Source organism: Blautia sp. BIOML-A1, from assembly GCF_009883055.1.
Classification (GTDB): Bacteria; Bacillota; Clostridia; order Lachnospirales; family Lachnospiraceae; genus Blautia_A.
In genome coordinates this window covers 1-12,835 of the sequence record NZ_WWVR01000056.1, presented here as the reverse complement: position 1 = coordinate 12,835, position 12,835 = coordinate 1, and the positions used below count along the sequence as shown (strand labels likewise).

Annotated in this window: 15 protein-coding genes; all 15 read left to right on the top strand. The window is 36.6% G+C overall.

The genetic code is table 11. The annotated features are described in order from the left end of the window. A partial coding sequence (locus tag GT674_RS16020; protein ID WP_243149167.1) for a DUF6017 domain-containing protein occupies positions 1-221 on the top strand: 221 nt, incomplete at its 5' end. Positions 222-230: 9 nt separating this feature from the next. Continuing rightward, positions 231-527 carry a hypothetical protein gene (locus tag GT674_RS16015; RefSeq protein WP_161286590.1) on the top strand — a complete coding sequence of 99 codons (297 nt, stop codon included), beginning with the start codon at positions 231-233 and terminating at the stop codon, positions 525-527. A 7-nt stretch (positions 528-534) separates the two neighbouring features. After that, a complete protein-coding gene (locus GT674_RS16010; RefSeq protein ID WP_161286588.1) occupies positions 535-939 on the top strand; it encodes a hypothetical protein in 405 nt (134 codons plus the stop codon). A 134-nt stretch (positions 940-1,073) separates the two neighbouring features. Next, positions 1,074-2,051, top strand: a complete 978-nt coding sequence (gene bsh, locus GT674_RS16005) for a choloylglycine hydrolase (RefSeq protein ID WP_161286586.1) — start codon at positions 1,074-1,076, stop codon at positions 2,049-2,051. A gap of 38 nt (positions 2,052-2,089) precedes the next feature. Next, complete coding sequence (locus GT674_RS16000) at positions 2,090-2,770, top strand: GTP pyrophosphokinase (RefSeq protein WP_161286584.1); 681 nt, start codon at positions 2,090-2,092, stop codon at positions 2,768-2,770. Between the two features lie 35 nt (positions 2,771-2,805). After that, positions 2,806-4,365: a cardiolipin synthase gene (gene cls, locus GT674_RS15995; RefSeq protein ID WP_161286583.1), complete on the top strand. Its 1,560-nt coding sequence runs from the start codon at positions 2,806-2,808 to the stop codon at positions 4,363-4,365. A 290-nt stretch (positions 4,366-4,655) separates the two neighbouring features. Further along, positions 4,656-6,089, top strand: a complete 1,434-nt coding sequence (locus GT674_RS15990; protein ID WP_055053946.1) for a phospholipase D family protein — start codon at positions 4,656-4,658, stop codon at positions 6,087-6,089. After that, a complete protein-coding gene (locus tag GT674_RS15985; protein WP_003693048.1) occupies positions 6,068-6,778 on the top strand; it encodes a response regulator transcription factor in 711 nt (236 codons plus the stop codon). The genes GT674_RS15990 and GT674_RS15985 overlap by 22 nt, the downstream gene beginning before the upstream one ends. Then, positions 6,778-7,821 carry a HAMP domain-containing sensor histidine kinase gene (locus GT674_RS15980; RefSeq protein ID WP_005347239.1) on the top strand — a complete coding sequence of 348 codons (1,044 nt, stop codon included), beginning with the start codon at positions 6,778-6,780 and terminating at the stop codon, positions 7,819-7,821. Before GT674_RS15985 ends, GT674_RS15980 begins: the two co-directional genes overlap by 1 nt. Positions 7,822-7,854: 33 nt before the next feature. Further along, the gene (locus GT674_RS15975) at positions 7,855-8,919 is read left to right on the top strand and encodes an FUSC family protein (RefSeq protein WP_161286581.1); all 1,065 of its coding nucleotides are present in this window, start codon (positions 7,855-7,857) and stop codon (positions 8,917-8,919) included. Further along, positions 8,909-9,481, top strand: coding sequence for a CDP-alcohol phosphatidyltransferase family protein (locus GT674_RS15970; RefSeq protein WP_161286579.1), 573 nt, complete (start codon positions 8,909-8,911; stop codon positions 9,479-9,481). Before GT674_RS15975 ends, GT674_RS15970 begins: the two co-directional genes overlap by 11 nt. A 438-nt stretch (positions 9,482-9,919) precedes the next feature. Continuing rightward, positions 9,920-10,165 carry a hypothetical protein gene (locus GT674_RS15965; RefSeq protein WP_330585630.1) on the top strand — a complete coding sequence of 82 codons (246 nt, stop codon included), beginning with the start codon at positions 9,920-9,922 and terminating at the stop codon, positions 10,163-10,165. Positions 10,166-10,631: 466 nt separating this feature from the next. After that, the gene (locus GT674_RS15960) at positions 10,632-11,336 is read left to right on the top strand and encodes an RNA-guided endonuclease TnpB family protein (RefSeq protein ID WP_192926061.1); all 705 of its coding nucleotides are present in this window, start codon (positions 10,632-10,634) and stop codon (positions 11,334-11,336) included. Between the two features lie 99 nt (positions 11,337-11,435). Beyond that, the gene (locus GT674_RS15955; protein ID WP_330585629.1) at positions 11,436-12,332 is read left to right on the top strand and encodes an RNA-guided endonuclease TnpB family protein; all 897 of its coding nucleotides are present in this window, start codon (positions 11,436-11,438) and stop codon (positions 12,330-12,332) included. Next, positions 12,289-12,835, top strand: a 547-nt coding sequence (locus GT674_RS15950) for an RNA-guided endonuclease InsQ/TnpB family protein (RefSeq protein WP_330585628.1), incomplete at its 3' end; no start/stop codon positions are given. The genes GT674_RS15955 and GT674_RS15950, both read left to right, overlap by 44 nt.

The following is a 12,835-nucleotide window of genomic DNA, read 5'->3' as shown; positions in this document are numbered from 1 at the left end:
TGATTGCCAGCAACTGGTATCCGGCATCACTGGTGAAGAAAAAATTTCTGATGCTGACCTATTCACATATCGAGTATGTATTACACTGTATGAGTGGTAACACCACAAAGGTGAAGAACATCAAGAAATATTTATTAGCAGCCCTGTTTAATGCACCGTCAACGATGAACGGGTATTATCAGGCAGAGGTGAACCATGATATGCCAGGACTGGTAAGATAGGAGGTGCACATGTTTATTTTAAAACTTGCTGGGAAGATATTATTACTGCCGGTATGGCTGATCCTTTTTGTAATTGGCCTGGCAGTGAAGATGACAGTACAGACATATGCGGTTGTCAGAGGGATCCTTGGATTTATATTCACTTTGTTGATTATAGCGACTGCATACTGTTACCATGATTGGGTACAGGTTGCATTCCTGTTTTCGCTGAGTGTAATTCTGTATCTGATCCTGTTTGCAGGAGTGGTTGTAGATACTGTACTGGACATGACAAGAGAACGTATTATTGATTTTATTATATCGTGAGGAGGATATGAAAATGAGCGAAAACAATGATTATATTCAGTTACCACCACTAAAAAAAGACACACCGTCCGATGTGGTAGCATTTATGTGGGAGTACATGAAAGTACTGGAGGATTCAAGAGAAAAAGTTAAGAATCTGATTAAAGATGCAAATGAAAATGGAGTAAAAATAAGTCATCAGGCACCAACACTGTATGATGTTGTTCCGAAAGAAGAAATTGCTGAATTTGAAGAGCTTATGCGCAAAACCATAGCTGACAGTGTATCAGAAGCCAGTAGCGTTGCCTGTTGGGTGTATGTGCAGAAATATGTGAAGCACAAAACCCTAAACGAAATGCTGCAAGAATTGCCAGACGTAGGTCAATTCATCCTAGCTATGAATACCTGGTTTGAAAAACTGATGGAGAAATAATCTAGGAAAATAGTTTAAAGTTTACATGTTATGATCATGTATGAAGTTGGAACAAAATAAAAGAATTGTGCTATAATATTGTTCAAGAAAAAACTCATTGACATATTTCAATCTATTTAGGAGGATAAACGATCATGTGTACAGCAGCAACTTATAAAACAAAAGATTTTTACTTTGGACGAACCCTCGATTATGAATTCTCTTATGGTGATCAGATAGTAATTACACCACGTAATTATGCGTTTAATTTTCGCCATGTTGGCGATATGAAAAATCATTATGCAATTATTGGAATGGCTCATGTTGCAGAGGATTATCCTTTGTATTATGATGCTATGAATGAAAAAGGAGTGGCAATGGCAGGACTGAATTTTGTCGGAAATGCTGTTTATGCTGCGCTTAAGCCAGATGTGGAAAATATTGCACAGTTTGAATTTATTCCGTGGATTTTAAGTCAGTGTTCTTCTTTAGTTGAAGTTCGCGAGCTTCTTGAACGAATTAATATTGTTAATACTCCTTTCAGCGAGCAATTACCATTAGCACAATTACACTGGATCATTTCTGATGAGAATGAGTCAATTACGGTAGAATCTATGTCAGATGGTTTGCATATTTATGACAATCCAGTAGGAGTGCTTACGAATAATCCGCCATTTCCACAGCAGATGTTTCAACTAAATAATTATATGTATTTATCTCCTAAACAGCCCAGAAATACTTTCTGCGAAAATTTGGCTCTTGATGCATATAGTAGAGGTATGGGAGGATTAGGTCTTCCGGGAGATCTCTCATCTTCCTCACGCTTTGTACGTGTAGCTTTTACAAAGGTAAATGCAATTTCAGGTGAATCAGAGGAAGAAAGCGTTAGCCAATTCTTCCACATTCTCGGATCTGTGGATCAGCAACGAGGATGTTGCGAAGTAGCGGATGGAAAATATGAAATCACATTGTATACGTCGTGTTGTAATGTTACAAAAGGTATTTATTATTACAATACTTATGAAAACCATCAGATCAGTGCAGTAGATATGCATGTAGAAAATCTGGATAGTGATAAAATGATTTGTTATCCAGTAATTCAAGGAGAACGAATCAACTATCAAAATAAATAATGTTTTGAAATCAGGGATGAGGTAGAAAGGAAAGTTCCATGACAAAAGATGAAGTAAAAAAACTCAGGATGAACAGTCCGGAATCACTACAGTTTTTCAATAATGCTACAAAATTTTATAATTTAATGATGATGTATCGTTGTGCTATTAGGGAGATACAAACTAAACTTGAGGTTTTGGATGATGAATTTTCAGTTGAGAACAATCGAAATCCTATTTCTTTTATAAAAACAAGAATTAAGCAGCCCAATAGTATTTACGATAAATTGCAGAAGATGGGATATGAATTTACAACAGAAAATATACAGACATATCTCAATGATGTAGCAGGCGTTCGAATAGTTTGTGCGTTTATTGACGATATTTATATGATATCAGATTTGATTACCCAACAGGATGATATTAAAGTTATTGAAATAAAAGATTATATAAAAAATCCAAAATCGAATGGTTATCGAAGCTATCATATGATTGTTGAAATACCAGTATTTTTTGCTAAGGGTAAAACACCTATGCGTGTAGAATTACAGATTCGAACCAATGGTATGGATTTCTGGGCAACATTGGAACATCAACTTCGCTATAAAAAAGGAATTGAAGAAATGCCTGGCTATGATGAGATAAGTGAAGAATTACTTCATTCTGCAAGAGCTATCATTGAAGCAGATAATGAAATGCAGAGAATAAAAGACAAAATTGGTATGTTCCACGAAATTTAGGGAGAAAACTGAGCAAGTAGGAAGGTGGAATATATATGAAACAAGATACTTTAGAGGGCAAAGCAAAAACAAAAAATGGGGTAAAACGGCTGTGTTTTTCCATAATCTGCATTCTTCTGGAAGTGATTTTTATTATTACTATCGTAACACGCTTGAATGAATATGCAGAAATCATAAATTTATTTACAAGGATTTTGAGTGGGATCTTGGTTTTGGGATTGTACGCATCAAATAAGACATCCTCTATGAAAATGCCTTGGATCATCTTAATTCTAGTTTTCCCAATTATGGGTGTAGGCCTGTATTTGTTGATTGGTTTGAATGGTGGCACACATAAAATGCGTGAGCGATATGCAGAAATTGATAGCAAATTGTTACCAATGCTTCCGGACAGTCAGGAGTGTTTGAGCAAAATAAAAGAAACAATTCCGAAAGCAGGAAATATAGCAAGTTACATACAAAGAAATTCGCAGTATCCAATCTATCAGAATACGGATATTGTGTATTTTGATGAAGCAGTGAAAGGATTAGAGGCACAGCTTAAGGATTTGGAGAAAGCACAGAAGTTTATCTTTATGGAATATCATGCGATAGAAGACGCTGAAGCATGGCATAAGATTCAAGATGTTCTGGAAGAGCGAGTAAAAGCAGGTGTGGAAGTTAGAGTATTCTACGATGATATGGGTTCTATAGGCTTTATTAACACAGATTTTGTGAAAAAGATGGAGGCAATAGGAATTCATTGCCGTGTATTCAATCCGTTTATGCCAGGTTTAAATCTGTTTTTGAACAATCGTGATCATAGAAAAATAACAGTTATTGATGGAAAAGTCGGATTTACAGGTGGATATAATCTAGCAAACGAATATTTTAATTACACACACCCGTATGGACAGTGGAAAGATACAGGTATTCGTTTAGAAGGAGATGCTGTTCAGTCGCTTACGGTGACATTTTTGGAAATGTGGAATGCAGTAAGTGATAAGGATGCTAATGATTCTGATTTTAGTAAATACCTTTTCCACTATGATTATGCGGCACAGCAAACTGGGTTTGTTCAACCTTATGCAGACAGCCCTATGGATAATGAGCAAGTAGGAGAAGAAGTTTATATCAGTATGATAAATAAAGCTGAAAAATATTGTTGGTTTATGACTCCATATCTAATCATAACAGATGAAATGACGCATGCGTTATGTCTGGCTGCTAAGCGAGGGGTAGACGTAAGAATTATCACACCTGGTATCCCTGATAAAAAATTCATTTATAATATAACTCGTTCTTTTTATCATGGATTAGTTAAACATGGTGTTCGTGTTTATGAGTGGACTCCTGGTTTCTGTCATGCAAAAATGAGTGTGGCAGATGACTGTATAGCAACTTGTGGAACAATTAATCTGGATTATCGAAGTTTATATCACCATTTTGAAAACGGCTGTTTTATGGCAGATTGTCAGACAGTTGTGGAAATAAAAAATGATCTGATAAGAACGATGGGAGAATGTCGTGATGTGACAGACCAATATCAAACCGGACGAAGTGCATATTTGCGACTGGGACAATTATTTATGAGATTATTTGCTGGATTGCTATAAGAATCTGATGAAACGACCTTTCAAAAAACAGTTGATTTAGAAGTTAACTGTTTTTGAAAGGCCGTTTTTGCTATATCTAACAGTCTGTTGTACAAAGAAGATTTTGCATGGATAGTGATTAATACAACGGAGTAAGAAAAGCTCCTTCATATATTAGAATAAAAATATGACTGTTTCTTTAAAAAGAAGCCGGTCATATTTTTTTATGAAAAATAAATTTTGTTGAGGTTAAATTGAGATTGACTTTGTATTGTATAAGTATGAAATAAAAAGGAATCAGGTGATGTACAATGAAAAAGCATAAAATATGTAAAATCCTTCTTGTTATACTGGCAATTTTTTTATGTGTGGCTTTTTATGAATTGCTCGGAATCTGCGTTGCATATAAAAAGCAGCCGGAAGTGTCCAATACAACCAAAAAAGAAACAAAAAATGGGTCATGGAACGAATGCAGTGAAAATACAGAACGGGCAGTAATCATAGAAAAGAATCCAGAAGCGCTTTTACAAAGAGTGCGTTTGATCAAGAATGCAAAAAAGGAAATTATTCTTTCTACTTTTGCATTTCAATCCGATGAAAGTGGAAAATTGATTTTAGGAGCACTGCATGATGCGGCAGACAGAGGTGTACATATTCGTCTGTTAGTAGATGGAATGGAGAGCTGGATTGATATGGAAGGAAATCCGTATTTCTATGGATTATCTTCCCATGAGAATGTTGAAATTAAACTGTATAATAAGGCCAATCCGTTGAAACCGTGGAAAATGATGGGTAGAATGCATGATAAATATTTGATTGCAGATGGAAAGAGATATATTCTTGGGGGAAGAAATACATACAATTATTTTCTGGGTGATTTTCCGGGACATAAAAACTATGACAGAGACGTGTTAGTGGTTTGCGATGAACCTGAGAAAGAAAATTCAGTTAACCAGTTGTCAGAGTATTTTGAAACCATATGGAATCAGGAAGACAGTGGTTATTTTCATAACAATAAAAAACTGGCAAATAGAAAATCTGTAAAGAACGCAGTTTTAGAGCTGCAGAACAGCTATCAGAAATATTTTGAAGAGAATAAGGAAAGAATCTGCGAGACCGATTATACGGACGAAACTTTTGAGACAGAAAAGATTACATTAGTGTCAAATCCTATTCACACAGGTTCCAAAGAACCAGTAGTGTGGTATCAGTTGGGAGAATTGATGAAAAATGCAAAAAATCGTGTGAAGATCCACACGCCATATATTATCTGTAATGATATGATGTATAATACATGGGAGGAGATTGCAGAGAACGTTTCAGATTTTTCTATCATGACAAATTCAGTTGCGAATAATGGGAATCCATTTGGGGCTGCCGATTATGCGAAAAACAGAAATAGAATCTTAAGTACAGGAATTAATATCTGGGAATATGAAGGCGGTTATTCATACCACGGAAAAAGTATTCTCATTGACGATGATCTGTCTGTAATCGGTTCCTTTAATATGGACATGAGAAGTGCATATCTGGATACGGAACTGATGCTTGTAATTCGCAGTAAAGATATTAATAAACAGTTGGAAGAGGGCATGATGGAATATGAAAAAGTGTCCCGCCAGATATTAGAAGGCGGAACTTATAATGATCCATATCATGTAGAGCCAATCGAATTAACAAAGAAACGTCAGAGAAAAATATTTTTGGTACAGCATCTGCTTGGATGGGCAAGGTATCTGTTTTAATAAGGAGGAAGGAAAACGTGTTTCAAATATTGATTGTAGAAGATGATAAAGAATTAAGCCAGCTATTCCAAAAAGTGCTTGAGAAGAATGGATATCAAGTCAAAAGTGCATCGGATGGAGCACAGGCATTAGAAGTATTGGATAAGGAATATATTGATCTGATCATTTCTGATATTATGATGCCGGTTATGGATGGCTATGAACTGGTGTCAGAACTTCGTTCAGCAGGATATCAGATACCAGTGCTTATGATCACTGCGAAAGGTTCCTTTGATGATATGCGCCAGGGATTTCTTTCGGGAAGTGACGATTATATGGTAAAACCGGTAAATGTGAATGAAATGGTTTTAAGAGTCGGAGCACTGCTTCGCCGTGCACAGATACTGAATGAACACAAAATTGTGATCGGTTCAACAGAGTTTGATTATGATGCAATGACAGTTACAACTGATAAGGAAAGTCTTGTTTTGCCTAAAAAAGAATTCCTGCTTTTATATAAGCTTGCAGCTTCGCCAGGCAGAACATTTACAAAACAACAGTTGATGGATGAAGTATGGGGATACGAGACGGAGGCAGACCCACATACGATAGAGGTACATATAGGAAGAATCAGAGAGCGTTTTAAAGATAACCCTGATTTTGAAATCGTAACAATGCGTGGAATTGGATACAAGGTGGTGAAAAAATAATGGAACAAAAGAAAGAAAAAGGATTGCGGATCCGATCCTGTCTGACTGGTGCAATCTGGCTGGCACTTGTATTTTCAACAGTCATATCTGCTTTATTATTTGCTTTTTTGAATCATTTTTTTAATCTGCCGGGCAGCATACCTGTGCTTGGCTGGCTTTTGATTTTCAATACATTGATTGCAGGGCTGATCACTTCCTTTATCAATGCAAAGTTACTGGAACCAATTACCAGACTTAGTAAAGCAATGAAGGAAGTTTCTCAGGGAGATTTTGAACAGCATTTGGAAACGAACAGCCGTATAGCAGAAGTTGGAGAATCTTATCAAAGTTTTAATGTTATGACAAAAGAACTTCGTGCAACAGAGGTGCTGCAGATGGATTTTGTATCTAATGTTTCTCATGAGTTTAAGACCCCGATTAATGCCATTGAAGGATATACAATGCTGCTTCAGGGAGAAGAACTGTCTCCGGATCAAGAGGAATATGTAGAAAAAATCTTATTTAACACCCAAAGACTTTCCGGATTGGTTGGTAATATTTTGCTGTTATCCAAGTTAGAGAATCAGAATATACCAATGAAAAAAACAGAATATCGTCTGGATGAACAGATCCGCCAGGCATTTCTTTCATTGGAAACAAAATGGACAGAAAAAGAAATTGGTTTTCAGGTAGAATTGGAGGAAGTTAAATATACTGGGAATGAAGGACTTTTTATGCATATCTGGATAAATCTTTTGGATAATGCGATTAAGTTCAGCCCTTCAAAGGGGACAATTACGATGTTTCTGAAACAAGAACAGGATTCTGTTAAGTTCATTCTGGAAGATGAAGGACCAGGAATAGAGGATGATGTAAAATCCAGAATATTTGACAAGTTCTATCAGGTAGATGGATCTCATAAAGCAGAAGGAAATGGCCTAGGTCTTGCACTTGTAAAACGGATTGTAGATAGTGCCGGAGGAACAATCAAAGCAGAAAACCGTGAATATGGTGGATGCAGATTTGTTATAGAGCTGCCAAAGCAGAAAGATGAGATTATATAGTTTTAAGATAAATTAGAAGATGGGAGGATTTATATGACATTTTATCAGGAGTTGCAGTTAAATCAGACAGGTTCTAAAAACCTGTTGAAAAAGAGTGAAACACTAAAAGAAAAATTATATCATATGTGGGTATATCTGGTGAAGATAGCTGTTACAATGGCATTTTGTTTTTTCTTTGTTAGTATTTTCAGCATCCTATTTGGAAATGAGAACAGCATTGTAGGTGTAGTAGTCTTATTATGTCTCATGGTGTTTAGAAATGCTGATCTGGGGATCCACACCGGACAATCTACGATGCTTTTGGCTTTGTTCTTTGTAATTATGACTGTATGTCCGCATTTAGCAAATCAGTTTTCACCGGTATTGGGAATGCTGTTAAATATTGCGGCACTGGCTGTGTTGATTCTGTTCGGATGCCATAATCCATTCATGTTTAATCAATCTACATTGGTTCTTGGGTATCTGCTGCTATATGGTTATGATGTTACGGGAAAAAGCTATCAGATGCGATTAGTCGGAATGGCTTTAGGTGCAGCACTTACCTGCTTCGTATTTTATCGAAATCATAAAAACAGAACTTATAAAAGAAATCTGAAAGATCTGATACAAGAATTTGATATCACTTCTTCCAGAACAAAATGGCAGATATGTCAGATTTTATGCGTACCGATTGTCCTTTGCATTGCAGAACTTTGTAATATGCCACGTGCAATGTGGGCTGGTATTGCGGCCATGTCCACGATTTTGCCGTTTATGGAAGATATGCACTACAGAATCCGTAAAAGGATTGTCGGAAATATTGCAGGTGTTATATGTTTTACAGTATTATATTTTCTGCTTCCTTCGTCAATCTATGCATATATAGGAATTCTTGGTGGAATTGGTGTAGGATTTTCAGCACAATATGGCTGGCAGGCAGTATTTAACACATTTGGTGCTTTAGCCATTGCTGCAGAGACTTATGGACTACAAGGAGCGGTTAGTCTTAGAGTGATTCAAAATGTTTTTGGTGTTGTGTTTGCTTTAGCATTTTGTGTTATATTTTATTGGTTTATGTCTAAAAAAAAGGAAAGTGAGGTGACCGTACATGCAGAGTGAAGTGAATCAGGAAGAAAATTTGAATAGAATTATTACGGTTCCTAATCTTCTTTCTTTTTTTCGGCTTTGTCTGATTCCGGTAATTATATGGAGTTATTGTGTAAAGAAAAATCCTCTGTTAGCTGGTGAAATCTTATTGCTGTCTGGTCTTACGGATCTTGCTGATGGATATATCGCAAGAAGATTCCATAGGATTAGTAATTTAGGAAAAATACTTGATCCGGTGGCTGATAAGCTGACACTGGCAGCGATGTTAATCTGTCTGTTTACTCGTTTTCCGCATGTGCTTCTTTTAATCGTAATAATGGCAGGTAAGGAGCTGTATATGGTAGTCAGTGGATGTCTTGTGATACGAAAGACAGGAAAAGTACATGGTGCAGACTGGCATGGAAAGATAGTAACCTTTTTATTATATGGAACTGCAGCGGTGCATATTATATGGTTCCACATTACACCGATGGTATCAGATCTGTTGATTGGTTTGTGCGCTATAATGATGGTCATATCGGTCGCTCTGTATATTATCCAAAATACCAGGACTCTTAAGGGAGAGACTGTATAAGCAATTTTATATTGCAATGACTAGAAAAATATTTAGGAGAAGATAGATATAAACAGTAAGTCAAACACACAAACTATGGAGTCTTTAGTCGGTTTAATAAAATTTTAAATGAAAAGCCTAATCCCCCAGCATAGCTGGGGGATTAGGCTTTTCATTCAAGGAAAATTATCATTGGTCACGTCCGATCAGAAGCCTTGGCATTCGTGCTGATGATCTGGTAATGGGAACAGTACCGGTGCAGTTAGATTTGTTTATGAATGAACAACGTCGAGAAAAACAGGAGAAGTTAGACAGAGCAGTAGATGAAATCAGACGACGGTTTGGTTATCACAGTGTCCAGAGAGCATTTATGTATCAGGATAAAGTCTTATCAAGTTTGGATGCACAAAAATTCCACACGGTACATCCAGTAGGATATTTTAATGGGAGGTAAGTTCTTTGGAAAATTATAAAGTATATGTTGAAGTAACCGTAAAATTTAGTACTGATGGTGTTATGATGCCCGTAGAATTTATCTGGGAAGATGGAACGAAGTACATCATTGATAAAGTAAAATCAAAAGAACGATGTGCGAGTCGTAAGGCAGGTGGTACTGGAATCATGTATACAGTAATGGTAGATGGTAAGGAATGCCATTTATATTATGAATTTGATAAATGGTTTATGGAGCGCAAGAGTGCGTAAAGATTTAAGAAAGAAAATGGGATCTGCGGAAGAGCTGACCTTTCCCTTTTGCTCTTTTCAGATTGACATATAAGGGCATTACATCTATGTTCATGAAACAATATACCCACTATATTGTCCATGCAGATGTGGCTCTGCTCAAGAATAATTCTTATTGAGCTTCCGTCAAAATCACAGGGATGGGAGTGTAGAACGTCAGAGAAAGACGATTCAATACGAAAAAAGGAGATTTTGATAATGACAGAGAGAGATTATGCGATTAGATCGTTTAACAAAGCTTAGCAAGAATTCTCCTACCTCTTCAGGTAGTGAGATGAATTGTGGCTCTGAGCATAAATGCTCAAAAGAATCTTGTAAATAAAGAGAAGAAACGCTTGTTCTGGTAGCGGGTTTGTATTATAATAAAAAGGAACAAAATGTTCAAAAGCAATGATTGAAATCATTTATCAACATATAGAAATAAGAGGTGAGGAAAATAAACCGGGCAGTAAAAATAAGAATCTATCCAAATGCAGAACAACGTGTGCAGATAGAAAAAACAATCGGCTGCAGTCGATTTATCTATAACTGTATGCTTGCAGATAAGATAGAACATTATAAAAAAGAAAAGAAGATGTTAAGGAATACACCAGCCAGCTATAAGAAAGAATATCCCTGGCTGAAAGAGGTGGATTCATTAGCACTGGCAAATGTACAGATGCATCTGGAAAGTGCTTTCTGTAAGTTCTTTCGTGAACCATCCGCAGGATTTCCACGCTTCAAATCAAAGAAGTCATCAAGGAAATCTTATACAACAAACGTAGTGAATGGAAATATCTTTCTGGAAGGAAAATATTTGAAACTGCCTAAGATGACAGCCATCAGGATAAAGCTTCACCGTCCGATATCAGAAAAATGGAAACTGAAATCTGTAACAGTCAGCCGGGAACCATCCGGAAAATATTTTGCAAGTCTGTTATTTTGCTGTGAAAACCAAACAGTAGAAAAAAGACCGGCAGAAAAATTTCTGGGGATTGATTTTGCCATGCATGGGATGTGTGTATTTTCTACCGGTGAAAGAGCCGGATATCCGATGTNTTTAACAAAGCTTAGCAAGAATTCTCCTACCTCTTCAGGTAGTGAGATGAATTGTGGAGCTGAGCATAAATGCTCAAAAGAATCTTGTAAATAAAGAGAAGAAACACTTGTTCTGGTAGCGGGCTTGTATTATAATAAAAAGGAACAAAATGTTCAAAAGCAATGATTGAAATTATTTATCAACATATACGAGGTGAGGAAAATAAACCGGGCAGTAAAAATAAGAATCTATCCAAATGCAGAACAACGTGTGCAGATAGAAAAAACAATCGGCTGCAGTCGATTTATCTATAACTGTATGCTTGCAGATAAGATAGAACATTATAAAAAAGAAAAGAAGATGTTAAGGAATACACCAGCCAGCTATAAGAAAGAATATCCCTGGCTGAAAGAGGTGGATTCATTAGCACTGGCAAATGTACAGATGCATCTGGAAAGTGCTTTCTGTAAGTTCTTTCGTGAACCATCCGCAGGATTTCCACGCTTCAAATCAAAGAAGTCATCAAGGAAATCTTATACAACAAACGTAGTGAATGGAAATATCTTTCTGGAAGGAAAATATTTGAAACTGCCTAAGATGACAGCCATCAGGATAAAGCTTCACCGTCCGATATCAGAAAAATGGAAACTGAAATCTGTAACAGTCAGCCGGGAACCATCCGGAAAATATTTTGCAAGTCTGTTATTTTGCTGTGAAAACCAAACAGTAGAAAAAAGACCGGCAGAAAAATTTCTGGGGATTGATTTTGCCATGCATGGGATGTGTGTATTTTCTACCGGTGAAAGAGCCGGATATCCGATGTTCTACCGGAATACAGAGAAAAAGCTTGCACGGGAACAGCGGAAACTGTCCAGATGCCAGAGAGGCAGTCGGAATTATGAAAAACAGAAGAAACGGGTTGCACTGTGTCATGAAAAGANTTTGTATTATAACAAAAGAACAAAATGTTCAAAAGCAATGATTGAAATTATTTATCAACATATACGAGGTGAGGAAAATAAACCGGGCAGTAAAAATAAGAATCTATCCAAATGCAGAACAACGTGTGCAGATAGAAAAAACAATCGGCTGCAGTCGATTTATCTATAACTGTATGCTTGCAGATAAGATAGAACATTATAAAAAAGAAAAGAAGATGTTAAGGAATACACCAGCCAGCTATAAGAAAGAATATCCCTGGCTGAAAGAGGTGGATTCATTAGCACTGGCAAATGTACAGATGCATCTGGAAAGTGCTTTCTGTAAGTTCTTTCGTGAACCATCCGCAGGATTTCCACGCTTCAAATCAAAGAAGTCATCAAGGAAATCTTATACAACAAACGTAGTGAATGGAAATATCTTTCTGGAAGGAAAATATTTGAAACTGCCTAAGATGACAGCCATCAGGATAAAGCTTCACCGTCCGATATCAGAAAAATGGAAACTGAAATCTGTAACAGTCAGCCGGGAACCATCCGGAAAATATTTTGCAAGTCTGTTATTTTGCTGTGAGAACCAAACAGCAGAAAAAAGACAGGCAGAAAAATTTCTGGGGATTGATTTTGCCATGCATGGAATGTGTGTATTTTCTACCGGTGAAAGAGCCGGATATC